The 23,192-nt window shown below is 63.6% G+C and carries 22 protein-coding genes; 13 read left to right on the top strand and 9 right to left on the bottom strand.

Features of this window, described 5'->3' with window-relative positions; translation table 11 throughout:
• The first annotated feature begins 19 nt into the window (after positions 1-19).
• From MB02_RS06985 to MB02_RS07000, 4 genes are all read left to right on the top strand, one after another.
• Entirely contained in the window at positions 20-805 is a 786-nt protein-coding gene (locus MB02_RS06985) for a LuxR family transcriptional regulator (RefSeq protein WP_235829448.1), read from the top strand.
• 67 nt (positions 806-872) lie between these two features.
• Entirely contained in the window at positions 873-1,478 is a 606-nt protein-coding gene (locus tag MB02_RS06990; RefSeq protein WP_067534570.1) for an acyl-homoserine-lactone synthase, read from the top strand.
• Positions 1,475-2,341, top strand: coding sequence for a phytanoyl-CoA dioxygenase family protein (locus tag MB02_RS06995; protein WP_067534572.1), 867 nt, complete (start codon positions 1,475-1,477; stop codon positions 2,339-2,341). The genes MB02_RS06990 and MB02_RS06995 overlap by 4 nt, the downstream gene beginning before the upstream one ends.
• Positions 2,342-2,368: 27 nt before the next feature.
• Positions 2,369-3,142 (top strand): DUF2285 domain-containing protein, encoded by a 774-nt coding sequence (locus MB02_RS07000; protein ID WP_067534575.1) that lies wholly within the window; start codon positions 2,369-2,371, stop codon positions 3,140-3,142.
• A gap of 29 nt (positions 3,143-3,171) precedes the next feature.
• Here the strand turns inward: MB02_RS07000 and MB02_RS07005 are convergent, their stop codons facing one another.
• Positions 3,172-3,405, bottom strand: a complete 234-nt coding sequence (locus MB02_RS07005; protein ID WP_067534578.1) for a helix-turn-helix domain-containing protein — start codon at positions 3,403-3,405, stop codon at positions 3,172-3,174.
• Positions 3,406-4,127: 722 nt separating this feature from the next.
• On the opposite strand from MB02_RS07005, the gene MB02_RS07015 reads away from it, so the two are divergent.
• The 3 genes from MB02_RS07015 (at position 4,128) to MB02_RS07025 (ending at position 7,388) form a co-directional block, all read left to right on the top strand.
• On the top strand, positions 4,128-5,093 hold the full coding sequence (locus MB02_RS07015) for an ArdC family protein (protein WP_067534584.1): 966 nt from the start codon (positions 4,128-4,130) through the stop codon (positions 5,091-5,093).
• Positions 5,090-5,503, top strand: coding sequence for a DUF2958 domain-containing protein (locus MB02_RS07020; RefSeq protein WP_067534587.1), 414 nt, complete (start codon positions 5,090-5,092; stop codon positions 5,501-5,503). Before MB02_RS07015 ends, MB02_RS07020 begins: the two co-directional genes overlap by 4 nt.
• A gap of 100 nt (positions 5,504-5,603) precedes the next feature.
• Positions 5,604-7,388 carry a ParB/RepB/Spo0J family partition protein gene (locus MB02_RS07025; protein WP_067534590.1) on the top strand — a complete coding sequence of 595 codons (1,785 nt, stop codon included), beginning with the start codon at positions 5,604-5,606 and terminating at the stop codon, positions 7,386-7,388.
• Between the two features lie 87 nt (positions 7,389-7,475).
• Here the strand turns inward: MB02_RS07025 and MB02_RS07030 are convergent, their stop codons facing one another.
• Entirely contained in the window at positions 7,476-8,315 is an 840-nt protein-coding gene (locus MB02_RS07030) for a RusA family crossover junction endodeoxyribonuclease (RefSeq protein WP_067534593.1), read from the bottom strand.
• Positions 8,316-8,832: 517 nt separating this feature from the next.
• Between MB02_RS07030 and MB02_RS07035 the strand changes: the two genes are divergently transcribed.
• The 6 genes from MB02_RS07035 to rlxS all read left to right on the top strand — a co-directional run bounded on the left by MB02_RS07035 (position 8,833) and on the right by rlxS (position 13,502).
• The gene (locus MB02_RS07035) at positions 8,833-9,132 is read left to right on the top strand and encodes a DUF736 domain-containing protein (protein ID WP_067535048.1); all 300 of its coding nucleotides are present in this window, start codon (positions 8,833-8,835) and stop codon (positions 9,130-9,132) included.
• A 153-nt stretch (positions 9,133-9,285) separates the two neighbouring features.
• On the top strand, positions 9,286-9,516 hold the full coding sequence (locus MB02_RS07040) for a helix-turn-helix domain-containing protein (RefSeq protein ID WP_067534596.1): 231 nt from the start codon (positions 9,286-9,288) through the stop codon (positions 9,514-9,516).
• Positions 9,513-10,094 (top strand): S26 family signal peptidase, encoded by a 582-nt coding sequence (locus tag MB02_RS07045; protein ID WP_067534599.1) that lies wholly within the window; start codon positions 9,513-9,515, stop codon positions 10,092-10,094. The genes MB02_RS07040 and MB02_RS07045 overlap by 4 nt, the downstream gene beginning before the upstream one ends.
• Positions 10,082-10,681 (top strand): lytic transglycosylase domain-containing protein, encoded by a 600-nt coding sequence (locus MB02_RS07050; protein WP_067534602.1) that lies wholly within the window; start codon positions 10,082-10,084, stop codon positions 10,679-10,681. Before MB02_RS07045 ends, MB02_RS07050 begins: the two co-directional genes overlap by 13 nt.
• A gap of 233 nt (positions 10,682-10,914) precedes the next feature.
• A complete protein-coding gene (locus tag MB02_RS07055) occupies positions 10,915-11,286 on the top strand; it encodes a hypothetical protein (protein ID WP_235829450.1) in 372 nt (123 codons plus the stop codon).
• A 251-nt stretch (positions 11,287-11,537) separates the two neighbouring features.
• Positions 11,538-13,502: a relaxase/mobilization nuclease RlxS gene (rlxS, locus tag MB02_RS07060; protein ID WP_067534608.1), complete on the top strand. Its 1,965-nt coding sequence runs from the start codon at positions 11,538-11,540 to the stop codon at positions 13,500-13,502.
• Positions 13,503-13,568: 66 nt separating this feature from the next.
• Here rlxS and MB02_RS07065 read toward each other — a convergent pair whose 3' ends face one another.
• The 7 genes from MB02_RS07065 to MB02_RS07095 form a co-directional block, all read right to left on the bottom strand.
• A complete protein-coding gene (locus MB02_RS07065; protein WP_170304663.1) occupies positions 13,569-14,669 on the bottom strand; it encodes a hypothetical protein in 1,101 nt (366 codons plus the stop codon).
• A gap of 208 nt (positions 14,670-14,877) precedes the next feature.
• The gene (locus tag MB02_RS07070; RefSeq protein WP_170304664.1) at positions 14,878-15,879 is read right to left on the bottom strand and encodes an HNH endonuclease; all 1,002 of its coding nucleotides are present in this window, start codon (positions 15,877-15,879) and stop codon (positions 14,878-14,880) included.
• A gap of 28 nt (positions 15,880-15,907) precedes the next feature.
• The gene (locus MB02_RS07075) at positions 15,908-16,708 is read right to left on the bottom strand and encodes a DUF6339 family protein (protein WP_067534614.1); all 801 of its coding nucleotides are present in this window, start codon (positions 16,706-16,708) and stop codon (positions 15,908-15,910) included.
• The gene (locus tag MB02_RS07080; RefSeq protein WP_067534617.1) at positions 16,705-17,616 is read right to left on the bottom strand and encodes a hypothetical protein; all 912 of its coding nucleotides are present in this window, start codon (positions 17,614-17,616) and stop codon (positions 16,705-16,707) included. The genes MB02_RS07075 and MB02_RS07080 overlap by 4 nt, the downstream gene beginning before the upstream one ends.
• Positions 17,616-19,457 carry a hypothetical protein gene (locus MB02_RS07085; protein WP_067534620.1) on the bottom strand — a complete coding sequence of 614 codons (1,842 nt, stop codon included), beginning with the start codon at positions 19,455-19,457 and terminating at the stop codon, positions 17,616-17,618. Before MB02_RS07085 ends, MB02_RS07080 begins: the two co-directional genes overlap by 1 nt.
• Positions 19,439-20,452 carry a PD-(D/E)XK motif protein gene (locus tag MB02_RS07090; protein ID WP_067534624.1) on the bottom strand — a complete coding sequence of 338 codons (1,014 nt, stop codon included), beginning with the start codon at positions 20,450-20,452 and terminating at the stop codon, positions 19,439-19,441. The genes MB02_RS07085 and MB02_RS07090 overlap by 19 nt, the downstream gene beginning before the upstream one ends.
• Entirely contained in the window at positions 20,442-23,081 is a 2,640-nt protein-coding gene (locus MB02_RS07095) for a Z1 domain-containing protein (protein WP_067534627.1), read from the bottom strand. Before MB02_RS07095 ends, MB02_RS07090 begins: the two co-directional genes overlap by 11 nt.
• Positions 23,082-23,192 lie beyond the last annotated feature (111 nt).

A 23,192-nucleotide genomic window follows, 5' to 3' on the forward strand; every position in this document is an offset into this window, starting at 1 on the left:
GGGAGAGGAAAAACCGAGAATGCCTGCCGACCGATGGCGGTCGCGGCTGGCGCCAAGCGTAGCCCTGGCGGACGCCTTCATTCGCTCCGCCCGGGCGGCAGCGTCGCCCGGCGACCTTGCCCTGCTGATGGAGGCGGTCACCGCCGACCTGGGCTTTCGTTACTACGCGCTCATCCATCACGCCGACCTGCGCGGCTCGCCCCAAGGCCGGGTCGATGTCCGCCACTATCCCGCGGCAATTGCTGCCCGGATCATTGAGGAGGGACGGTATCGCCGCGATCCGGTCATCCGGGCCTGTGCCTTCGCCGACGGCGCATTTCTCTGGTCAGAGCTCGAGCGGATCATCCACCTCGACCGCCAAGACCGCCGCTGTCTCGAGGCAGGCCAGGCCGAAGGGCTGAACGAAGGTATCACCGTGCCGTCCGTGCTGCTCGGGGACTGCATGGGCTCGTGCACCTTCGCCGGGATCAAATCGCCGAAGCGCGCAGTTCGCCTGCTCGGCCCCGTCCAGATGATCGGTATTTTTGCTTTCCAGGCAGCACGCCGCCTGGTCATCGGGCAGCGCCAGCCACGCCCGACGCCGCGCCTCCATCCCCGTCCGCGCGACTGCGTGATCCTTGCCGGACGCGGCATGTCCAACAAGGAAATCGCGCGAACCCTCTCGCTCACCCCGCGCACCGTCGATGGCTACATGACCGAGGCGCGCGAGCTCTTCGGCGCCCATGGCCGCACCGAACTCGTCGTGAGCGCAATCTTCGCCGGCGAAATCGGGCTCGACGAACTCGTGGCTCGTCAACCCGAGTAATCACTCGGCCTGTTTCGAGGCCGTCCCGGTGCTTCCCTTGCGGCTGTCCGCAAACCGGGAGAACCACATGATCCACATCGTTGATAACCACCTCGCGCCGGGGAGCCGCCAGCTCCTTGAAACCATGTTCGCCGATCGCAAGCGCCTGTTCGTCGACCTTTTCGGATGGGACGTGCCCGTCGTCGATGGCCTGTTCGAAGTCGACCAGTTCGATACCTCCGGCACGGTCTACATCATCTGCGCAGATGCGAACGGCGAACACGACGCCTCGATCCGGCTGATGCCATCCACGCGCCCGCACATGCTGCGCGACATCTTCGCCCATCTCTGCCCCTTCGGCGTTCCGGTCGGGCCGACCATCTGGGAAAGCACGCGGCTGTGCCTGCCCCAGCGCCATGGCGCCGTGCGGCGACGCGAGCTTCGCAACCGCCTGATCTCCGCTATGGTCGACTTCGCGCTGCAGCGCGGGATCACCTGCCTGACCGGCGTCCTGCCCGATGCCTTCCGCAAGGAAGTCCTCGCCATGGGCTGGGCGGCCGAGCCCCTTGGCCCGGCGGTGCGCATCGACGGCGGCCTGGTCGGCGCCTTCGCCGCCCATGTGGGGCAGGATGCGCCTGATCGGCTGCGCTGGTCGGGCACCTACGTGGGCACGGCCCAGGCGGTGGCGGCATGAGCGCGCGCATCGACCGGGAGAGCGCTGCGCTGGCGCGCGATGGCTATTGCATCCTCGAGCGTGCCGTCGATCCGGCGCTGGTCGCGGGCATCAATGCCGGACTGGATTCCCGCTTTGGAGCGACGCCGCTGTGCCAAGGCGGCTTCTACGGCGCCCGTACCAAGCGGTTCGGGGCCTTGCTGCGCCGCTCGCCCGACGTGGCGAGGCTGGTTATGCACCAGCGTATTCTTGCTATTGCCGAATCCGCACTCCTGCCCTGGTGCGACAGGATCGCCTTGAACCTCACCCAGGCAATCGAGATCCATCCGGGCGCGCTACCGCAACTGCCGCATCGCGACCAGGACATGTGGGCCAGGCCCAAGGGCACGCTCGAATATCTCGTCAACGTGATGTGGCCGCTCGATCCCTTCACCCGGGAGAACGGCGGGACCCGGCTCTGGCCGGGCAGCCACGTCGATCCGGACCTCGTCGACCTGGACGAGGCGGAAGCAATCGTGCCCCGCCTGTCGCCAGGCGATGCCTTGGTCTTCCTGGGCTCGACCCTGCACGGCGGCGGCAGGAACAGCAGCCTGGCGCCGCGGCGCGGCATTATCGTCAGTTACTGCCTTGGCTGGCTGAAGCCCTTCGAGCTGCAGTGGCTCGTCTATCCGCCAGCCATTGCCCGGGGATTTTCGCCCGAGCTCGCGGCACTAGTTGGCTACGCCCAGCACCGACCGAACCTCGGAAACGTCGAGGGGCAATGTCCCTCGATCTTGCTGCGCGGCGACCTGCCGGACTGCCTGCCGGCCGTCGATGCCTTGCGGCCCGACCAGGAGGCCGCCGTCGCCGCCTTCGTTCGCGGCCAAATGGGCGAGATGGGCTGAGGCCGGACCGGGCTCGGGTAACGCGCGATGCCGGCGGCCTTGCCAGATGCCTGGCCAGCCGCCGCATCCTATCGCTACCTTGACCACGCCGGTCCAGCGGGGCTTGCCTGGGAATGGCTGCGGCGGGATCCCGCCTACCATTCGGTTGCCGGCACTTCTGCCGTTGCCCTTGGCAACGTGACGTTCCTTGAGTCCGCGTCCGCCGACTGCATTGCGCGCTGGGGCTGCCTGGCCACGCCCGATGCCAGCCTGGGATGGATGGAGGCCCCGGTCCTGTGGAGCGCTGCGGTGGATGCCTCTGTCCTCCAAGTAGTGGCCGTGCCGGTTATGGACCGGCAGACCGAGCCGTTTGATCTCGTCCGCAGTGAGGTCAGGGCTACGGTCGTCCGCGGGGGGAACCGCCAGCATGTCCTGCTTGGCTCTGGCGCTGGCGGCATTCGCCTCGACGTAGCGGGCGGTTCGTTGCTGGAAGGGCCTGTATCCTTGATGCACGACCTGTCCCGGGTCGTGGACCTTGAGCCTACGCTGGCCCCGCTTCGCCGGTTCCTGGATTTCCAGCGCACTGGGCATCTCATGGAAGTCCCGCATGCCAGCCAGCGCATGCGGCGGCAGGTGCTGGCCTTGCGCGTCCATGACGCGCTCGTCGCAGGTGCAAGCATTCGGGACGTCGGCGTGATGCTCTTCGGCCTTGAGCGGGTCCGGGACGAATGGGCGGGAGAGGCCCTCAAGTCCCAGTGCAGGCGACTGATCGCCATGGCCCGCGACATGGCGGCGGGCGGCTATCGGAAGCTACTGGGGTGACTAGGATGGCATCCCAGTGCTCGTCGTATTTACGCCTTCAGCGCCTCGGGAGGCAGGTCCTTCATCAGCAGAACGTAAGTTTCTACACCGAGTTCTCTGGCGAGCCTATCGAGACGATCGACGCTTGCACTAGATTGCCCGCGCTCCAACGCGCTCACATAGCTGCGCGCAATTGTCGCACCATCAGCCAAAGCCTCCTGCGACAGTCCTCTTGCAACCCTCAATATGCGCAAATTTCGGGCAAGCGTTTCTCGGCTCGACATAGCGGAGTTTGAGCCCGCTTGCGCCTCCCCTGACCACTTTATATATAGGTCATAACGACCTTTATATAAGTCCAAATGGCATATCGTGCTCCAGTCCGTAGCTCCCACCGGCGATGTAACGCCGTATGATCAGGAACATCTCGCCCTCTATGCGGCGCTAATCGATGCGGCAGCAACCGGGATGCATTGGCGCGAAGTTACAACGCGACTGATGCGGCTGGATCCCGACGAGAAGGGGTCCGAGCAATGCTGGCATTCTCATCTTGAGCGAGCGAGATGGATCATAGGCGACGGCCTCCGCCAGGCAATTGAGGCCTTCGGAACATCAACCGACTGATCCTGGTCGCAGAAGCGAGATAGCGTGCGCCTCGAGCGCTGCGCGCACGACCGCGCTCTCGCGGCTGTGCCGCCGAGCCGCCTTGGCGTCTCGTCCATTCGGCTTCGATCCCTGGCGTGGGCCGGTCTAGCGACCGGCTGATGGTCGCCGCTTGGCGCGGCGGCGTAGCTGGTGGCCTTCCCGTATCGGCGGGTGCGGGCGGCGCTTCCGGCTAGGCCCGTCGCGGCCAGCGCAACCCCTTCGCTTTTGCTCGGGGTGCTCCAGTTCCTTTCGCCCTGCGGTGCGCTGGCCGCTGGAGCCGGGCCTCTTGGTCGCGGCTTGCCGCCCACCCCCGCCTCTGCGGGAAAGCCATGGGGCTTTTTTTGGGCTGAGTGGAGGACAAGCCATGCCGAGGAATATCAAGCGTAGCGCCAGCCGGGAGGTTGCGAAGGAAAGGGAGGAAAGCCGGGGCAATCTCTATGACGAGGTGACCCAGCGGATCTTGTTCGAGCTTGAGGCCGGACGCCTGCCATGGGTCCAGCCTTGGGGCACGACCGGCGGGATCGGTCCCGGCCTGCCGCGCAATGCACTGACCGCGCGTCCCTATTCGGGCGTGAACATCCTGATCCTGTGGGGCGCGGTCATCGAGAACGGCTGGCCGTCGCAATCGTGGCTGACCTTCCGGCAAGCTCAGGAAGCAGGCGGCTGCGTCCGCAAGGGCGAGCGGGGGCAGTGCGTCGTCTATGCCGACCGCTTCACCCCCGAGGCCGAAAAGCAGCGGGCCGAACGTGATGGGGGCGAGGCCAAGGCGGTGCCATTCCTCAAGCGGTTCACCGTCTTCAATGTCGCGCAGTGCGAAGGCTTGCGCGAAGGCCTTGCCTCAGACCCGGCGCCGCTGCCCGAACGTGAGGTCGTGCCGCTGGCCGAGGAGGTGATCGCAGCCTCGGGCGTCGATTTCCGGATCGGCGGGGACAAGGCCTTCTACGTGCCCTCGCTCGACTATGTGCAGGTCCCGCCGCAGCCCGCCTTCTTCCAGCAGGTCAACTACTACCGGACCTGCCTTCACGAACTGACCCACGCCACCGGGCACCCGAACCGGCTGGGGCGCAACCTCGTCAACGCCTTCGGATCGAAAGACTACGCCCGCGAGGAACTGGTCGCGGAAATGGGATCGGCCTTCCTCTGCGCCGCGCTCGGCATCACCCCGACCGTACGCCATGCCGACTATATCGGCGCATGGCTTGAAGTCCTGCGGGAGGACAATCGCGCGATTTTCCGGGCGGCAAGCGCCGCAAGCAAGGCCGCCGACTGGCTGTTGTCTCGCCATCGCGAGGCATGTGCCGCGCAAACCGAGGGGAGGATCGCGGCATGATCCTCCTCACCCCAGAGCTCCAACAGGCCCTGCGCGACAACTACGCCAATCGACACGTAGTGGAGACGCGCGGCGAACGGTTCGATCCCTTGCCCGTGATCAAGCTGTTCAATCCCGTGGGCGCGGCGACCTGGCTCGCGACCGAGCTTGCCGAGGACGGCGACGCGCTGTTCGGCCTTGCTGATCTGGGCTTTGGGTGCCCCGAGCTTGGCTGGTTCAGCCTGTCGGAGATTGCCTCCGTCCGGCTGCCGTTCGGCCTCGCCATCGAGCGCGACCTCGGGTTCCGGACATCGCACCCGCTTTCGGCCTGGGCCGATTGGTCGCGCCGCGCCGGTTCGATCATCCACGCCGAGGCCCTGTTCCGCCGTGTTGCCTCCAGCGGCACGGCTCCAGAGATTCCGCCAGCTTGACGGCGGAATGACGCGAGGCGGCGCGTCTCGCCGCCATCAAAAGCCGATCCCGCCAGACTTGCACGAACGACGGGACCGGCACCTTTGAAAGGTGATTTCCATGAAACTCGAATATATCCCCCTCGACAAGCTCTTCGTTGACCGGACGAACATGCGCCACGGCAGGCAGGCACCCGACATGTCGGATATCCTGCCGACCATCCGCGCGCGCGGTGTCATCCAGACCCTGCTGGTTCGCCCTGCAAATGCCGATGGCTGCTTCGGCATCGTTGCCGGAAGCCGCCGATTTCATGCCAGCCTTGTTGTCGCCAATGAGCGGCGCGTGGCGGGCGAAGTCGATCCTGAAAGCCTGCTGCTGCCTTGCGGCATCCTTGAGGCAGGCGACGATGCCGCCGCCATCGAGGCCTCGATGATCGAGAACATGGCGCGGCTCGATGCGGACGAGGTTCGCCAGTGGGAAAGCTTTACCCGGCTGGTCAAGGAAGGCCGAGAGGTGGACGAGATCGCGGCAACCTTCGGCCTGCCCGACATTACCATCCGCCGTGTCCTTGCGCTGGGCAACCTGTTGCCGCGTATCCGCGACCTCTACCGCTCGGAGAAGATCGATCGCGCCACCGTCCGCCACCTGACCCTTGCCAGCAAGAGCCAGCAAAAGGCATGGCTGGCGCTCTACGACGATCCTGACAGCTATGTGCCGACCGGGCACCAGTTGAAGGCATGGCTGTTCGGGGGGCAGTCGATCCCCGCCCGGTTCGCGCTGTTCAACCTTGGCGATTTCTCCGGAGCGACCATCGCCGACCTGTTCGGCGAGGACCGCTATTTCGCTGATCCCGACGCATTCTGGACCGCGCAGAATGCGGCCATCGAGGCCGCGCGCTCTGCCTATCTGGAGCAAGGCTGGAGCGATGTCGTCATCGTTCCACCATCGGACCACTTCCATTCCTGGGAGTATGAAAAGGCTCCGAAGCGCAAGGGCGGGCGCGTCTATGTCGATGTGCGCGGCACCGGGGAAGTGACGTTCCATGAGGGCTATGTCACCCGCAAGGAAGCCCGGCGCGCAGCATGTGGTGAAGCGCCCGAAGGGCAGAAGCCGCAACGCCCTGAACTGACTTCGACACTCCAGACCTATGTCGACCTGCATCGCCATGCCGCCGTGCGCGCCGCCATGCTCGACCATCCCGGCGTCGCATTGCGGCTCATGGTGGCCCATGCAATCGTCGGGTCGCAGCTATGGACCGTGCGTCCCGAGCCACAATCGACGCGCAATGACGAGGTGCGCGAAAGCATCGAGACCTGCCGCGGCGAGGCCGTCTTCGACCAACATCGGCGCGCCGCGCTCGACCTGCTCGGCTTTTCGTCCGAGGAGCCGAGCGTTACCGGCGGCAATGGCGACGACTATGGCGTCGTGGGGGTATTCCTTCGCCTGATTGCACTGACCGATGAGGATGTGACCCGCATCATCGCCGTTGTCATCGGCGAGACTCTTGCTGCCGGAAGCGCCGCAGTCGAGGCGGTTGGCAGCGAAATCGGGATCGCCATGGCCGAGTGGTGGCAAGCCGATGATGCCATGTTCTCGTTGCTGCGCGACCGCGAGGTGCTGGGACGAATGGTCGGCGAAGTGGCCGGTGAGACGGTCGCCAGCGCCAATTCTGGCGAGAAGGCAAAGACCTTGAAGCGCATCATTGCCGACCATTTGGCGGGCAATGACGGACGCGAAAAGGTCGAGAACTGGGTGCCGCGATGGATGCAGTTCCCGCCAAGCGCCTATACGAAACGAGGTGGCGTCGGCACCGTCGCGGCCCACGACAAGATGATGGCGGCGCGCGATCAGGTGGTGCAGCCGGACGCTGGAACCATGGAAGTACCATTCGCCGAGGCTGCATGACATGAGACGGGCGGGCTCTGGCCCGCCCGTTTACCGGACCCGAAAAAATCGGCGCGCCTCCGCCGTTCCGGCGTCGGCGCGCGGAATTCATCCGAGCTTCGCCATGGTCTCGATCAATCTTTCGTGGCCATCACGGATGCCCCGCAGCGACTCCTCAATCATGGTCGAGCGCTCCGGGTCAGCTTCGGCCCAGCGGGCGCGCTCCGCCTGCCATTCTCGCCTTCCATGCATCGGAAACCCGTCCTCGATCCGGCTGCGATGGAAACCCCGCGCGCTGTTCGAAAGATACATCGCCTGCTGATAGGCCCGGAGCCTGTCGGCGCCGCCCTTGCGCATCTCGGCCCGCGCTCTTCGCCTCGTCGAGCTCATCAGTTCCATGATGGAGAGGCCAGCGAAGTGGTTGAAGTCGTCGCAGGGTTCGCTGCCGCCCTGGCTCCACAGATAGCGACCGTGCGGATACCAGAGGCCATCCGGCATCTCGTAGAATTCCTGCGGCTTCAGCACGAAGTCGTCAGGCGAGCCCTTGGCGGCAATCGTGAAGGCCGGCGGTCCGTAGCCGTCGATCCAGCTGATCGTCAGCGCCTGGACCTGGGTATCGTCGATCATGATCCCGTTCGGCCCCTTCAGACCGTCCAGTATCGCCTTGGCATAATTGTCGAGATCGGCGGCCTCGTCGGTTTCCAGCGTCGTCTGGACATCTACATGCAGCGTGATTTCGAGATGGATTTCGTTGGAATAGAGCCAGCGGTTCTTGAGCTCCGCCTGGATGGCGGCGCGAAATTCGCCGCGCTGGACGGCACCGTTCCCATAGGGCACAGGCGGGAAGTCGAAGCGGTGCTGCCATTCACCGAACATCGGATTGAGCCCCGCATCGGCACCCTTCCGCTCGAGCCTCAGTTGTTCGTCGAACGACATCTCGTCGGCCACGGTTACTCCTCTGTCGTCCTGGCCAGCCAGATTCCACGCGATCAGCGCTTCCGGATGGCGATCTTTTTTCCGCTGCAGATCGGGTCCGGCGACAGCCGCTCAAGCAACCGGCGAACCTGATCCAGAACCGTCATCACAACTCCTTGCCGGCGGTCTAGCCCACACCGGACGGAAGGCCAATGCGAGACGTGGACGGTCCATCACGGTCGCCATCGCACCCCCCATTTTCGCAGCGAAGCGTGACGATCCGTGTGCTTCGGCCACCCTCCTTTCGGGTGATGCAACCCCGGCGGCCTTGATCGATAGCGGTCTGCCACAAGCCTTCCTCCGCCGCGCAACGGCTTCGCCGACCTTCTTCCCCGGCGCGGTGCCCGCGCCTTCCTCGCGAGGCAAGAAGCCCGGCTCGGGCCGTCCTCCGCTTCGCTGCGGCCTGAAGGTGCGCGTCGTCCGGCCCGCGGCCTGACAACCGCATCGAGGCCGCATGGGGCGGCATCGACACACGAACATGGAGGTTATCATGGCACAAATCGGCAGCTTCATCCGCAACGAAGACGGCGTCTACAACGGCGAAATCCGCACCCTGACACTCCGCGTCAAGGCCACGATCCGGCCCGTCGAACGCGAGCACGACAAGGCGCCGGACCACCGCGTCAACGCTGGCGGCGTCGAGTTCGGCGCGGGCTGGACCAAGGCGGCGCGCGAGACCGGAGCGGAATACCTCAGCCTCAAACTCGACGATCCGTCCTTCCCCGCACCGATTTACGCGACCCTCACCCAGGGCGACAATGGCGAGCACAAGCTCATCTGGTCCCGGTGAGCCTCGGCCCCGCGCCGGCAAGGCGCGGGGCTCCCTTCAACGGTGTCGAAAGCCGCAACCGCGAATTCGACACTGATCAGGCGGTGTCCTGCCCGGCAAGCCGGGTGCCGCGACCGCACGGGGCGGTCGCGGCTGCAAGGATATTGACTTTCCATGAACACCGACGACGAAATCACGCGGGCGAACCACGCCAAGCGCGGCTCGCCCTTCCTTAATACCGACCAGGCGGCTGCCTATCTCAAGATGTCGAGCCGACTCCTGAAACGCCTGCGCCGGGCTGGAAAGGGGCCCGTCTTCCGCCGCCATAGCCGCTTCGTGCAGTATCATATCGATGACCTCGACACGTGGTCGAGCGAGCATAGCGCGCGGGAAATCGACCGGTGAGCGGGCACCGCAACCGGTCGGATGTCGCACCCCTCCTGGCGTGGGGCGAAGCTTTGCGCACTCGAAAAACGCAGCGCAGTCGGCTTCGGCGCCATGTCCTCGCGGTGAGTGCGGGGATCGGAATGGTGCTCCTCTCGGCCATGCTTCCACCGACCCCACGTCTCGTCTGGAATGCCAGCGCCAGCGCGCCGGTCGGCCTCTATTTCGTGGAGCCGGGAGCCATGCTCGAGCCTGGCGACATGGCAATCGCACGCGTCCCGCAGCGCTATCGGCATCTCGCTGCTTCTCGCCGCTACCTGCCGTTGAACGTACCGCTCGTGAAGCGTGTCGCAGCCTATGCCGGCGACGAGATCTGCGCACTCGGGAGCCACATCTTCATCAACGGGCGATGGGCTGCCGAGCGCCGGGAAGCCGATGCAACGGGACGGTCCATGCCATCGTGGACTGGCTGCCTTGTCCTGCGCGGGCGCCAGCTTTTCCTGCTGATGGACAATCCGTCCTCATTCGACGGTCGCTACTTCGGCCCCACCGAAGGCGCCGACGTCATCGGAAAGGCAAAGCTGCTGTGGCGCCGGTGAAGCGCTCCGCCATCGCACTGGCAATCGCCTGTGCGACGCCCGCCCACGCTGAATCGGTGGCAACCTGGCAGCCATTTATCCGCGAGGCATCGCTGCGCTTCGGTATCCCCAGCGAATGGATCGAGCGCGTCATGCGCGCCGAGAGCGGCGGCAAAACCCAATGGAAAGGCCGCCCCATCCGTTCGTCTGCAGGCGCCATGGGGCTCATGCAACTTATGCCCGCGACCTGGGCCGACATGCGCATGCGGCTAGGTCTCGGTAGCAACCCGGATGATCCCCGCGATAATATCCTCGCCGGCACGTTCTACCTGCGACTGATGTACGATCGCTTTGGCTATCCGAGCATGTTCGCGGCCTATAATGCCGGTCCCGGGCGCTACGCCGAGCATCTGTCGGGGCGTCGCGCACTTCCGAGCGAGACGGTGGGCTACCTCGCTGCGATGGCTCCCTCGCCAGCGAAAAGCATGATCATGACTGCCAGGCCCGCACCGCAACAGTCGATCTTCGCGGTACGGCGCAACGTGCCCGATACTTCTTCTGACACAACGACATCGACGCTGTTCGTCGCGCTGTCTAATGCGGATTGACGGTGATGTCGTGCGTGGCTGGGAGGAAGGAAGCTCGTCTCTACAGACCCAGCATGACAGGTGGCGGAGCGGCTCTCAAGGCCCGCGGGTACCCCCCGATTTTCTTCGAAAATCGGCTCCCCCCACGTCCGCTTGGCGGCGCTTCGCTTCGCTCCGCGACCCTGACAGCCGCTCCGCCACCTGTCCCTCGGACGCCGTTCTCGATGGTGAGGACGGTAGCGTTGGAGGTCACAATGAGCATGGATCAGAGCATCGGGACGGCGTCGGCTAATGTCGTGGATCGCGTGATGGCGGCGCTGTTATCTGGCCTTGAACTGGAGTTCGGGCGCGGTGCCGGGGAAGAATTGGCACATCGGTTTCTGGCGGCCGAGGAAGCGGATTTCTGCTGGGATGCACGGGTCGAGGAGCGCTGGATCGGCGCCTACGAAAGGCCTGACGACGAGGAATTCGAACTGGATCGGGTCGCGATTTTTGGACGACTGGACGGCAAATGGTTCTGCGCCACCGTGCTCGTGAATGGCGATGGCCAGGCCCATGGGATGATTGGATGCCGTCTGTTCAACTCGTTGATCGGCGCGCGGGATGCAATGCTCAATGCGCACTGATCACAGCAAGGTCCGCGGGGAGAGGCGGCGTCGGAAGGCGTTCGTCTCTCCCCATTTTTTGAACCAAAATGATGGCGAGGAGGGAAGAGAGAGGAAACAAGATAAAGGCAGTGTCTCTCGGCATGCCGCAAGCCTTTGTCTGCACATCCTTTTCTTACGAGACAGGCGAGCTTCGGCGCGAGACATGATACGCGCGAATGGAGGAAATCCGCCATTTTCTGTTCGAAATCGCGAGACCTTAGGCCTTGGTCATGTCTGACGACGACTTTACACCGAAGCTCGGCCAGAAGCGCGGCAAGGACGGCAAGCGCGTCGTCAAATATGGCGGCCGCATCGTTGCCGCGGCCCGGCTCGCGGGCACCAAGACAGGCGTCCGGTCGCGCCGGTTCGATGGCAGCCGGATCGGGCGCGGCGCGAGCATCGGGCGTCTGCTTTCCAGCCGTGACCGGCTGGCCGGCTTTCGGGGGCGCCGGGCGGTGGTCAAGGCGAACCTGATCCGCCTGCAAGGCAAGGCCGGTCAGGTCGCCCGCGCCCACATGCGCTACATCCAGCGCGACGGGGTGACGCGCGAGGGCCTGCCGGGGGAACTCTACGGCCCGGAAACCGACCGCGCCGACGGCGACGATTTCCTCAAGCGCACCGCCGGTGATCGGCACCAGTTCCGGTTCATCGTCTCGGCCGAGGACGGCGCCGAATATCCCGATCTCAAGCCCTACGTCCGGCGGCTAATGATGCAGGTCGAGCACGATCTCGGTACCAAGTTGGATTGGGTCGCGGTTGACCATTTCAACACCGAGCGTCCGCACACCCATATCGTCCTGCGCGGGGTGGATGATCGCGGCGACAATCTCATCATAGCGCGTGAGTATATTTCGCACGGGCTGCGCGAGCGCGCGTCCGAGTTGGTGACGCTCGACCTTGGGCCTCGCACCGATCGCGAGATCGAGGCGCGCCTGCGCCACGATGTCGATCAGGAAAGGCTGACCACGATCGACCGGCGCCTGCTGCGGAGAATGGATAGCGACCGAACAGTGTCGCCGGCGGACAATGATTCCTTCCAGCATTCGATCGCGGTAGGCCGGCTGCGCAAGCTGAAAGCCATGGACTTGGCGGATGACATCGGTGAGGGCCGCTATCGGCTTGCTGACGGGCTTGAGGATACGCTGCGGCGGATGGGAGAGCGCGGTGACATCATCCGCCTCATGCAGCGCGAACTCACCCAGCGCCGGCTCAACCGGGCCGGTGTCGAGCAGGTGATCTCGTCGCAGCTCCGCGAGCCCGTCGTGGGACGCGTGATCAGCCGGGGCATCTCTGACGAGCACCGCGATCGGCACTACATGATGATCGACGGCATTGATGGCCGCGTCCACTACGTCGATATCGGGCGAGGGGATGCGACCCCATCTGTGCCCGAGGGCGCGACAGTCCGGGTTGCGACAAGGCAGACCGAGGTGACCCAAGCCGATCGCACCATCCACGCAGTCGCCCGGGCCAATGGCGGGCACTACTCAGTTGACCTCCATCTGGCGCATGATGCGCAGGCAAGCGAAGCCTATGCCACGAGCCATGTGCGACGGCTGGAAGCCATGCGGCGGGTGGGCGCGGGCCCGGAGCGGCAGGCGGACGGCAGCTGGACCATCCCGAGCGACCATCTAGCCCGGGCGGAAGCCTTCGCCCAACGGCAGCAGCGCGACCGCCCAATTGCGCTGTCGATCCTCTCGTCCCGGCCCGTCGGAGATCTGACCGCAATCGAAGCACCGACTTGGCTCGATCACGAACTGGCTTCCAGCGCACCCAGTGCAGCGCGCGATGCTGGTTTCGGACGCGAGATGCGCAGCGCATTGGCAGCGCGGCGTCAGTGGCTGATCGAACAGCAACTAGCAGACGGCGATGGTCAAAGTTTCCACCTGCGCGCCCACGCTTTGGAGAACCTGCGGCAACGCGAACTGGACAGCGCCGGCGTCCGACTTTCCGAGCAGTTCGGCAAGCGGTTCGAGCCCGCCCGGATTGGCGAACGAGTCGAAGGCGTGATCGCCCGCCGCGTGGATCTCGAAAGCGGTAGCTATGCGCTGGTCGAACGGTCGCGCGACTTCACGCTCGTGCCTTGGCGTGATGTACTCGAACGCAACATCGGCAAGGCCGCGTCGGGGATCATGCGCACGGACGGCGTCAGTTGGCAATTTGGTCGCGAACGATCGGGCCCGTCGATCAGCTAGAACTGAAGCCAGGAAGGAGGGAGCGCGAGGATGACCGAACCGTCGTTTGGCTGCTCCCCACAGCATTCAATAAAGAAGCTTCAGCTCGCTTCGGAACAGCTTTCCGACATTCATTACCACCTCGTCCGTATCGCTCTCGAACTTTGTCGGAGCGAGAATGCCGGGGTCTTCCTTTCGCTCGATTATACGCTCTTCCATCAGCGTTACGGCGTCATCAGATAAAAGTTCGGGGCTAATCCCCTGCCGGAGCTCTAGGCGGCGGACGAGCTTGTCATTGAGAAGGAGCGGGGCCGGCAATTCGATCACGGTGCGCCGTCCAATAAGGGGGCCGCGATCGCTTGTGAGATCCTCGGCGCGGGGCCGTCCCACCATTTCCTCGCGTGCCTCCTGAAATCGCTCGGCTCGCTCTTCGATCGGTGCGAATACGTATCTCTCACCTTCGATCCCACGCGGCCGGCCTTCAGGAAAGGCCGCAAGATTTGCGGTCATTGGAAACCCGGAGGCGCGGAACATCTGTGCCAGTGTGCCTCGAGCAATGGGGTCAAATGCCATCGGTGCATTTTCGTCGCCGACTTCCAGCAGGGGCGGCTCCTCCGGATCGATGATTTTCAATGACGAATGCTCATTGAGATCGCTCGAGATGAAGGTACCGCAGGCGAGCCTTTCTCCGGCAACATGGGTTGGAAATGTAACGGTTCGTTTCTGTGCTCTGCCGCCCCGAAGCCCTTTGTTGGTTGGCAGGCCAAGCTGTTCGTCACGGTAGGCGGTCGAGGTCTGTGTACCTTTGCATTCGACGACGTGAAACTTGCCGTTTCGGCTGACACAGATGAAATCGGGTGCCTTCCCTGGACCTCGTTTGGCGGCTTTCCCCGTATATGTCCCGCCATAGGTCGCCAGATAGCGTTCAATGAAGTAGCGGCCGTCGCAGATGCCGATCAGGTTCATGCGCCTGCTGATCCAGTGAATCGGCAGCCCCATCCCGATGTCGTCGCTGAGTATTGTTTTCTGATGTGCATCGAGCTCGGCAAACTCTGGGGACAGGGTTAGCTGATGCTCGTTGCGCCAAGCAAAGATATAGCGTGCGTACGCCCAGAATTCTGCAAGCGAAGCCCCCGATGCGAGTACCGGTGTCGTCAGACGTCCGATCAGCAGCAGAACCTCGGCCATGTCGCTTTCATAGGTTCGAGGGTGAACCGGGAACCGCGGTGGAAGCTTCTTGCCAGGCCAGGTGGCTGCGACCGTACTGACGGTGAACTTTTTTGGAAGTAACGCCATCGCTTCAGTCCTCTCGGCCTCCTCTGGTTGTCACGTGGTGTGTAACCCATCGGTAGAGCTGCCAAAACTCGGCGCGGGCGGATGAACAGTGAGAAGGCCGCTAATCAGTGCTACCTCCCGAAATCAGCTGGCCCTGATAGAAAGTCCATCGCTCTTCGAGCGCTTGCGGATCAGGGCCCGAAGTCCCGTTGAGCAGCAGCGTTGCTCCATCGAACTGTTCATATCCGGCAAGTCTGGCCTGAGGGTGGACAGTAATCTTCATCGATCTCGGATCGATGCCAAGCAGCCCGAGATCGAAAAGGGTGTGCAGGTCGCTCCTCAGGAGCAGACCATTTTCCTCGCTATTGTCGTTTGACAGCGCATAGGGGTTGACGTGCGCGGCCTCCAGCAGTCCGGGGAACGCACAGCCGCTGACCTGACAGGAAGCACCGTACCGTCGGATCAGACGCTTTCGAAATCGGACTTGACCGCGACGAAGCGCGATTTCCTTCAGGACACGCCGCCGCTCTTCGATGATCGAACCCGAGCGCTGACGGTCTGTGCCTCCCGTCGCTACGATCGAAAGCCTGCGCACGTGGTTACGGACAATCGCAGTCGCGGCGGGACTGGACAGCAGGAACGCCTCAAGGCGCGCAAGGTCGATCTCCTTGATTGACATCTGGTCGTTCGGACGCATGACAGCGCCGTTCAGCACGTCGAGTGTGATGTCCGACGGGCACTGCGTGAACGTAGCTCCGTAGTGCGCCTCGAAAGTCGTCACCTGCACGACATCCTCGACTGGTTCGTCGAAAAGGTGTCCGGACGTGCACCGCCAACGAGGGCTCTGCGTCGTACGAGCTTTGACGTTGACAGCGCTGCATGTCGGGCAACGCTGACGAGCCTTCGGCCCCGTGCCTTCAACCACATTCTCGATCGTAGCGATGCCAAGAACCGCGACGCGCGAACGAATTACCGCGACGTCACCGCTGCGCACACTGCGGTGGTTGGCGACGTCACTGTCGTACCTATACATGGCGGAAGGCTTGTCGGCGTAGCCCGCATTGCCGCCGTATTGGCGAGCACCTTCAACCGTGAGAAACGACCAAGCTCTGGGCGAAGTCATGAGGGCCGCCATCCACCCTGCCGCCCTTTCATCTGCCGCGGCCCAGTAAACGGTCTGTCCACGATCGATGCGGTGGCTCACCAACTGCGGGCGACTGCGCAAAGAACCCGTCGACCGCATTTTCAAGTTCCCGATCATCGAGTTCAGACAGGAGCTGAACCTGATTACGAAGCCTCAGACGAATAACAGCCTCGCGCATGGCATCTTCCATTGCCGAACGCCCGAGCCGCTTCGAAGCACGCAGCCAACCCTCGGCCAGCGCTCGTGCGAGTCGGGCGTCGTTTCCGACCGACGGGCGTTCCGTGATCTGGACCAGCGCGTCTTCAGTGAGCGTGCCGAGCAGCTCCCATCGTGCTTCTGCCGAGGCACCTCGATCCAGGATTCGCCCCCGCATCCACAGCCGCTGGAACGTATTGCGCACACCTCCGTGGAAACGCTCTGCCGGCCGATCCGAAAATCGCCAAGCCACCAGATCGGAAAGAAGTACACAGGCCAGAAACGCCCATACGTCGTCGCGCAGGGCCTCGCCGCTGTCGAGCTCGTCCCGCTGGGCAAGAAAGGCCGACGCGCGCTCATCGAACCGCGCGCGATCAACTGCGCTTCCTCGATCCGGGAATCCGCAGTCTGCTGCGATCTTCTGGAGGCCAGCGCGAAGATCGACGAGGACGTCATGCCTGATCGGACTACCGCCGCTCGCAGCGTAGCGGGTTTCGACGGGAAAGCTGTCGGCGTCGACAACTGGCTCAGGATACCTCGTGTCGTCGGCACGGTTGGCCAAGAGCGCGTCGACAGCGAGACGATCGAGCCGGGGGAACAACTGCACGATCACGCGCTGTCCTCCAGACTGACGATGTCGGCTATGGCGAGAATACCGGCGTGGAATGTCGACGGGCGGAGGTCGATCATGCTGCGGACTGCGGCAACATCTTGGCCGGGGAAGGCGAGGTCAATCCAGTGGGCCGCCCGTCCGGCAATCGAGCAGGGATCGGAATCCGCGGCGAGCCGCTCGAAGTCGCTCTGACGCAGCGAGGCAGAAATGATCTGGGTCATGACATCCGCAAGGACCACCTGGGTAGTGGCGCGATCGCCGGCCAGCAGGCGACCAGTCACATCGGCGCGGTCGCTGTTGAGATACAGTCGAACACTTCCACCGAAGTCGCGATGCAAGTTGCCGGGCGTCCAGTGCAGTAGCCACGGCGCGTAAGCCTCCGGACGCCCCGGAAAGCGTTCGAGAAAGCTGACAGCCTCCATCGGGAAGCGCGGTTCCTCGCCTTCCAGCCGCAGATCCAGCTGATCTGACCAGAGCTTCGACCCGGCACGGTCGGGCGACAGTGGCGAACCATCGTGCGGCTGGCGCAGGAGGACGAGAGTATCGACGAGCAGTCTCTGAGAAAGACTACGGCCGGACACAAGCACGTCGACGACAACCGTCGGCTCCATCCGCTTCAATGGCAGGTTCGAGGTTGCAATTATTCGTCGCGGCATATTGCCAATGCCGGTTCCAATCCTGACGACGAGCTCGAGCGTCCCATCGTCAATCGACATCGAGAGCAGCTCAGCGGCGCGAGCGAGATCCGCGGTCACGATGCGTCGTAGGCGAAGATCCCTTGCAGCGTCCCAGTCGGGCAGCCAAGCGTCGGCGATCGGCGTTTCCACGCCATCCTCGAGCAACACCCAGGGTTCGGGGCTTATCGCGGTATGGTCGAGGGTCAGAAACGGAAATGCGATCCTCCCCATCAGCCAACCTCGTCAGAGCTTATGCGCGCGGTCATCGTAACCGCACAGTCTTCCGGCATGCGAACCGACACTTGGAACCTGCCCCGACGGCCCCCAAGGGCAACGGTGCGGTCGACCGCCAACGCCTCTCCATGTTCATCGACAACGCGCATGATAGTCGGCCGCTCGGCAGTCGAGGATTCGGATGCCGTTCCGCCATCCATGACCAATAGTGGATCCAGGTGGAGCGAGAGGGCCGGCCCTTCGCCGCGTACGACGAGTTCGAAAACAGCGACAGGCCCGGTTTCGCCGAGCTCGAGTCGAACGAAGGCAGGTCGCGTAACGGACGGTCCCGTGCGGCCGCCGCCACCGCGCCCAGGTGGGTCGCGACGCGGGCCGGCTCCTTCGCCATCACCCTCCAGTGCTCTGCCGAACAGTCCTGCAACGCTGGCCAGCGACGGTCCTCTCTCTCCGTCCGGCGCCGGCGCCGATACCGGGTTTGCATATTCCAGCACGGCTGCACGAATGCGATCCACCGCTATCTTGACGATGCTGCGAGCAGCCTTGTCGGAGAGTGCCTCGTATTGCCAGTCATCATGAGCCGGAGGCTCTGCCTTGGCGAAGGCCTCCTCGACGGTATCGTCATCGGACGCGACAAACACACCGCCCCATTCGAAGCGATCGTCCGCAATCTGCGTCCCCGTAAAATATCGGACGACCAGCTCGACCGGGCGCATCACGGCGATCGCGGCCGATCGCTCGGGAAAGAGACTGCCCTCGCGACCCGCAGGCGCCACGCGCTCGGCACGAAGACCGCGAGCAAAGTTCAGGCGCCCCAGATCGCGCTTCGGGCGAAGAGATCGCACGACATCTCCGCCAGGCGGATCAGAGCGCAGCCCCTTCATCGCGCGAGCGAAGAGATCGAGCGGCGGGAAATCCTCAGGGCGAGGAAGTAATCGCTCCTCGCCGTCTACGAAGATCCGAAAGTGCATCATCCTGTTCTCGGGCGTACCCTCGAGCAGTCGAGGCCAGAAGAACCAGAGCAGGGCCTCCTCGATCAGGTCGACTGCACGCTCGCGGTCCTCTTCCACGAACTGCGGATCGAGGATCATGATCGATGTACCGCTGTGCTCCGGCGATCTCGCCGGGAAGCCGAGCGCGTCCGCGAGCTCGACCGCTTCCTCCTCCTCGACCGGATCGACGTATTCGCCATCACCCGACGCCTGGCCCCACCAGTGTCGTCCGGTAAAGCGGCGGCGAGTGCCGTCAGCATCAGTTGCGCTGAACGCCGAACCCAGCTGCGCCGCAATGACTCGCCGCCGAGGTGCTCCAGCATGAGTCGTCTGACTGTCGATGACGATCGTCGAGCAGCGGCTGGCAAGATACAGAGAGGTCTTCCCGTAACCGTAGGTCCCGCCTCCATGCGTCGTGTTTCGCGGGGAACCGACATTCCTCAGAAAGTCGACAAAGTCGGTAGGCTCGTCCTTCGTCGCTGCCACATCCGCACGCGTGGGGCCTGCAAGTCCGACGGTCCCGAAATCACATATTTCCAGAACATGCGGAGTGGGCTTCGTTAGAAAGGCTTCGAGCGGCTCCGCAGCGCTTTCGTCGCGCGGCCGATCGGCCAGCAGTGTTTCGCGGAGCGCATCGAGTTCGGACGACTGGAGGACTCTGACGCGGAAATGAACCTCAGCGCCACCGTCGGAAAGCGCCGCATCACAGCTGTTCTGGACTGCCTCTCGCACGACCGTCTGCACAAGGTCGATGGATGGTGCGCCAAGGAGCTTGAGATAGCCGTCGGCTGCTAGGTTGCCGGATGCCGAATAGGCTTCGGAGTGAAGCGTCAGAGGTGGTCGAGGCATGCGACCAGCTCCGCATTTAGGGCTTCGACGCCCTGGTTGCTCAGACGGCAATGTTCCGCCGTGCCAAGGTTCACGACATAGGAGATTTGTTCGACGCCGCTCGGGACGACACCGCCCGCAAAGCTTTCGGGAATGACCCGGGGAAACTGAGCGTCGATCAGATAGTGGTCTTCTTCTTCCAGTCGAAACCGGCACCGGTTCCATTCCCGGGATTCAGGATCGGCACAGCCATAGCTCGAGACGAGGCGCGCGACTTCCTGCCTGTCAGAGGCAGCGCGCATGACATCGGCTGCAATCCTCGCGACCGAGATGTCTCCACCTGTCGTTTCCGCCAGCTGAAACACCGCAAGCGTCAGGGAGCCTCCAACCGGAGGCAGAAGCTGGTCCACAGCCGAAATCGTCACACTTTGCGTAGCTGATCGGCTGGTCGTCTTCACTTCTGTCGCAACGGTTCCACCGCGGAAATCGTGGCGCTCGCGAAGCGGACCACGCCAGAGCTTCCAAGCCCTCGAATCCAGGCCGAGCAGCTTGCGCAGCATCAGCAGCTCTCCGACCAGGCCCCGGATTTCCTGAATGCTCACTTTCACTTCAGGCGCGATAAGGAGAGAGCGGAAATCCTCGATCGTGGTGCGGCACGCCTCGACGGGGGACGCTCCGCCGATGATCCGGTCCATGATCTCGTCAGCTACATCGGCAAACACACCGTCGAGGGCGCCGATCAGGCATGTCATGTCTAGATAGCGGATAGGCGTGCCGCCGAGGGCATATGTCGCGACGCCGATGCCAAGAGTTTCGCTGGACGGCGTTTCTGTAATCCTCTCGCTCTGCCGGACGGGAAGCAGCAGTCTGAGCTGTCCCTCGCTGCCGAGAGCAAGACGCACCGAACCTGATCCAGTCTCGATCCCCGTGTCGATGCTCGGTATCTCGAGCGCCGTGGACGCTTGTCCGCCGCGGCGGAGCATCTCCCAATGATCGGCCGTCTCCTCAGCGGGCACGTCCGGCCTCGAGCTGCTCGGCGATCTCGTCCTCAATCTCCTCGAGATCATCTGCAGAGGGCGGCTCCAGGAGAACGCTGAAGTATCCGCCGGCTCCTTCGGCTCTGCCGGGGAAGACGATCCCGAAGCCTACGAGGTCGCCGACGGCATCGAGGGAAGAGCGCTCGGTCGAGCCGGGTCGGGGCTGCGACGCTCGATCGATCGGATAGAGCAGCAGCATCGGAACGGACCCGACAATCCCGGCACGTCCTGTCTTGAGTCCGCTCCAGTCCGAGTTCGGAATGCCATCCCCGGCCGCGCCGCAGTCGAACAAGACATCGCGCTTGGACATCAACGCCTTGATGTCGGCAAAGTCTTCCGGCCGGTTGAGCCGACTTCTCGTCGACAGTCTGACCGGCCCCAGACTGCCAAGAGGCTCGGCAGAAGCAGGGCCGACACGCGGTTCCACCACCCCTACGCTCCAGGTCCTCTGACTGTCGCCGGACGCCTCGAGATAGCCGAGCAGAAAGTCCGCGGAAAGTTCGCGGTGCGACGCCTGAACAGAGTAGGCGCGCAGGAACTGAACGATCAGCCTGCCGGGAACGCGCTCGAAGAGGACACGCGTCGGATCAACAGCTCGAAGACCCAGGTCAATCGCTTGGGTCATGAGATGTGCAGCCGCGGTCCAGTTCGTCTGGACGATCCGACGATCATGATGGTCGAAGCGGATCGTCTGTACGTGCTTTCCGGCGTAGCTCACGTCGGTCAGCACTGCCGCTCTCATCTTGCTTGCGGCGGTGATGGCCATGCCGGGGATGGATCGCACGCGGACCGCGAATTCCATCGGCGTGTTGTGGCGAATGGCATATTCGGCGACATCATCCCGAATTTCCGCCTCGATCAGGGCAAGTGACCGGAACGCAGTCGACAGCGCTTCGGTCATCCAGATCCGCGGCATGTCCTCGTAGTCGGGACGATATCCGAACCATCGGCCCATCTGCAGCAGCGTGTCGTACTGGCTGGAGGTGCGAAGGAAATAGCTGACGCACAGACCTTCGATCGTCAGGCCACGAGCAAGGATCGATCCTCCGACGACGATGTAGGTCTTCGGGGCCCCGTCATAGTCGATACGATCCTCGCTGACGCCATTCTCGACGGGCACTTCGAGCGCTTCGAGCACCGCCGGCACAAACGGAAGCAGCTGCTCGGACGTGACATGCGGATGGCGGCAAACACCCGCGGGAATTCTGAGCTGCTCGGCGTCCCAGAAGGCGAGCATCCGCTGGCACAGCGCCGACGAGGAATCCGTCAGCTGGTCGCCGATCACCTCCAGCCAAGCCTTGACCAGCGTCGCCAGCCGATCATGCATGATCACATAGGCGGAAGTGTGGATCAGCATCGACATGTGACTGTCGGCCTGGCCCCGGAAGCGGCGCGCAGCACATGAAGCGAGAAAATAGAGGACCGCGTCCTCGAGCGAGGAAGGCATACGCGGCTGAAAGGCGTCCTTTTCCGCCCGGCTCGGCGGCTGAAGCAGCGCAGTGTCGTCTTCCGCAATGTCGCGGATCATGTCGAGCCCCTCTTCCTCCGGCAGGGGCGCGTCGGCATCGGCAGGCGGCCGGCCGAACAGCCGTTCCGTGCCAAAATAGCCATCCGGCGTCGGTAGAGCAGTGATGAAGTCCTTCGGATAGAGATCGTCCAGCTCTCCGCCGTTTGTGGGAAACGGGTTGATCAGAACATTCGCGAAGGGCGTCGCAGTGTATCCGACATAGGAGTTCGCTGGAAACTTCTTCAGGATTAACCGGATATTTTCGTTGATCCGGGTCATGTCATACTCACCCGAGGCGGTGTTGACGCTGGCCTGATCGCATTCGTCGTCGATGATGAGAACACGGAGCCGGCGCAGCACGGCCGGCAAGGTACGGTCGAGCGTTGCGAGAAGCTGACCGAGCGGAGCCACGTTCTTCTTGACGACGGCGAGCTGGACGACGCCTTCGGCTGGCGCAGGAAAGCCGCCGTTCGGCGGCATTCTGAAATCGCCCTGATCGTCCTCGCTGGTCCGGAGTTCCCATCGGTCGCGGAGCCGATCGACTAGATCCTTGCGCATCCGGCTCTGCGTTTGGCGGCGCAGCTTGTTCGTCAGACCGGCTAGAATGATCACCAAGTTGTAGCCGGCGTCGACCGCCTTGGCGATGACCGCCGTCATGTTCGCTGTCTTGCCCGACTGGACATGACCGATTACGAGACCCCGGCAGGCAAAGCTCTCAGTTGCAGGATTTTCGAGCAGCGAGACGATCTCGTTGGAAGCGACGCCAATCCGCTCGTCGACTGTCTCGGCAGACCAGCCTTTGGAATCCACGAGGTAGGAACGCAGCGCCGGCCAGTGCCGGTCGCCCTCTGCGGGACCACGATACCACTGCTGACGCACGCGGAACATTGAATTGACGCGAAGGATTTCGATGGGACGGATCGTGGCCCTGACACTTTCTATCGCGGCGGCAAAGTCTTCCTCCTGCTCGGACGAGAAGGCGCCAAGGATCGGCTCGAGATCCGCCCGGACGAGACGAGCGGCGTCATCGACGTCGACCGCCGTTGCGAGGCGCGCACGCAGCTGTCTGGCAAATGCCTCTGTCTGTGTCGCCGATGCCACGAAGTCCCCCAGCCTGAAAGTTCGAGTCCTCTCTCGTTCCCGTTGTGCACAGCGACTACCGAAGCGACAAGTCTATTCTAGCAGATCGAACTACTTGCGGGCCGCTGGCGG

This window comes from Croceicoccus estronivorus (genome assembly GCF_001625325.1).
Classification (GTDB): domain Bacteria; phylum Pseudomonadota; class Alphaproteobacteria; order Sphingomonadales; family Sphingomonadaceae; genus Caenibius; species Caenibius estronivorus.

Excerpts from the sequence above, each read along its gene's own strand:
- MB02_RS06985 (WP_235829448.1), top strand. The coding sequence starts at position 20 with ATGCCTGCCGACCGATGGCGGTCGCGGCTGGCGCCAAGCGTAGCCCTG.
- MB02_RS06990 (WP_067534570.1), top strand. The coding sequence starts at position 873 with ATGATCCACATCGTTGATAACCACCTCGCGCCGGGGAGCCGCCAGCTC.
- MB02_RS06995 (WP_067534572.1), top strand. The coding sequence starts at position 1,475 with ATGAGCGCGCGCATCGACCGGGAGAGCGCTGCGCTGGCGCGCGATGGC.
- MB02_RS07000 (WP_067534575.1), top strand. The coding sequence starts at position 2,369 with ATGCCGGCGGCCTTGCCAGATGCCTGGCCAGCCGCCGCATCCTATCGC.
- MB02_RS07005 (WP_067534578.1), bottom strand. The coding sequence starts at position 3,405 with ATGTCGAGCCGAGAAACGCTTGCCCGAAATTTGCGCATATTGAGGGTT.
- MB02_RS07015 (WP_067534584.1), top strand. The coding sequence starts at position 4,128 with ATGCCGAGGAATATCAAGCGTAGCGCCAGCCGGGAGGTTGCGAAGGAA.
- MB02_RS07020 (WP_067534587.1), top strand. The coding sequence starts at position 5,090 with ATGATCCTCCTCACCCCAGAGCTCCAACAGGCCCTGCGCGACAACTAC.
- MB02_RS07025 (WP_067534590.1), top strand. The coding sequence starts at position 5,604 with ATGAAACTCGAATATATCCCCCTCGACAAGCTCTTCGTTGACCGGACG.
- MB02_RS07035 (WP_067535048.1), top strand. The coding sequence starts at position 8,833 with ATGGCACAAATCGGCAGCTTCATCCGCAACGAAGACGGCGTCTACAAC.
- MB02_RS07040 (WP_067534596.1), top strand. The coding sequence starts at position 9,286 with ATGAACACCGACGACGAAATCACGCGGGCGAACCACGCCAAGCGCGGC.
- MB02_RS07055 (WP_235829450.1), top strand. The coding sequence starts at position 10,915 with ATGAGCATGGATCAGAGCATCGGGACGGCGTCGGCTAATGTCGTGGAT.
- rlxS (WP_067534608.1), top strand. The coding sequence starts at position 11,538 with ATGTCTGACGACGACTTTACACCGAAGCTCGGCCAGAAGCGCGGCAAG.
- MB02_RS07065 (WP_170304663.1), bottom strand. The coding sequence starts at position 14,669 with ATGGCCGAGGTTCTGCTGCTGATCGGACGTCTGACGACACCGGTACTC.
- MB02_RS07070 (WP_170304664.1), bottom strand. The coding sequence starts at position 15,879 with ATGACTTCGCCCAGAGCTTGGTCGTTTCTCACGGTTGAAGGTGCTCGC.
- MB02_RS07080 (WP_067534617.1), bottom strand. The coding sequence starts at position 17,616 with ATGGGGAGGATCGCATTTCCGTTTCTGACCCTCGACCATACCGCGATA.
- MB02_RS07085 (WP_067534620.1), bottom strand. The coding sequence starts at position 19,457 with ATGCCTCGACCACCTCTGACGCTTCACTCCGAAGCCTATTCGGCATCC.